This window comes from Actinomycetospora atypica (assembly GCF_042653685.1).
Lineage (GTDB): Bacteria > Actinomycetota > Actinomycetes > Mycobacteriales > Pseudonocardiaceae > Actinomycetospora > Actinomycetospora atypica.
In genome coordinates this window covers 1-1,267 of the sequence record NZ_JBHSIV010000081.1, presented here as the reverse complement: position 1 = coordinate 1,267, position 1,267 = coordinate 1, and the positions used below count along the sequence as shown (strand labels likewise).

The window sequence follows — 1,267 nt, the reverse complement described above, 5'->3', positions numbered from 1 at the left end:
CTCGTGCCGGGCCGGCGGCAGGCCCTCGACCTCCCGGCCCTGCGTCTCGTCGCCGACCTCGACGGCGCCGTCGAGGGGCTCACCACCGTCGGGTACACGGCGGGCCTGGGCGCGCTGGGCGACACCCGCCGCGGCCCGGCCGTGCAGGGCGACCGCCTCGTGGGCCTGCGCCGCCCGCCCTCGTGGTGGCGCGCGCTCTACGCGGCGCTGGCCGCCGACGACGGGATCGACCGCGCCGAGCTCGCCGCCCTCCCGGTGCCGCTCGCCGACGGCCGGCTGGTCCCCGGACCGCGCCGCACGCTGCTGCCCGGCGCCGACCTCGCCGACCTCGACCTGACCGCCCTCGCCGAGGTCCGCGTCGTCGACCCCGCCGCCTCCCACCCCTTCCTCGAGGCGCTCGGGGCCCGCCGCGCCGACGCCGCCGCCCTCCTCGGGTCCCCGGAGCTGCTCGCGGCGATCGAGCGCTCCCTCGACGACGCCGACGCGGGCCTCGACGTCGCACCCCTGGCCCGCCTCGTGCTGGGGCTGGGCGGCGGGGCCGGCGGGGGAGCGCTCGCCCTGCCCGACGACGACGGCGGGTACCGCCGCGCCGACGAGCTCGTCCTGCCCGACGGGGCGCTGCGCGCGGTCCTCGGCGACGACGCCCCGGTCGGCGTGCTCGACGCGGCGACGGCGGACGCCCACCCCCGGGCGGCCCTGCTCGCCGCCGGCGTCCTCGACGGGTTCGCGCTGGTGGTCGACGAAGCCCCCACCGGCCCCGACCACGACCTGCACGACGAGGAGTCGTGGTGGGACGCGGAGGTCGACCCGCCGACCGGGTTCGGCGAGGAGCCCGCCGGACCGCCCCCGCCGCTGACGGCCGTGCGCGACCTCGACCTCGTCGCGCCCGACCGGTGGGACGCCGCGTGGCGGCTGCTCGCGGGGGAGCGCTCGGTGCGGTGCGCGCTCGTCGCCCTGCCGGGGGAGCCGACGCCCTACACGGCCTGGTGGCTCGCCCGCCACGGTCGCCTCGCCGGGCGCCGCCCCGGGTACTGGCGCCTGCCCGGGGCCCCCGACCCGGCCACGACCGGCGGCCTCTACGACCCGGTGCCCGACGACGCGGCGGCCGCCCTCGACACGGGATTCCTCGCGACCGTCGGGGTGCGCGCGGACCTCGCCGTGGCCGACCCCGCCGACGCCGTCGACCTGCTGGCCCGGCTCGCCGACCCGGCCCGCGCGGTCGCCCCGGGCGCGGTCCTCGCCGCGCTGGCCGTCGGGGCCGCGGCGG

The 1,267-nt window shown here is 81.6% G+C and carries 1 pseudogene; it reads left to right on the top strand.

Annotated elements, in window-relative coordinates:
* Nucleotides 1-1,267: pseudogene (locus ACFPBZ_RS29380) on the top strand (sacsin N-terminal ATP-binding-like domain-containing protein); the annotation flags it as partial.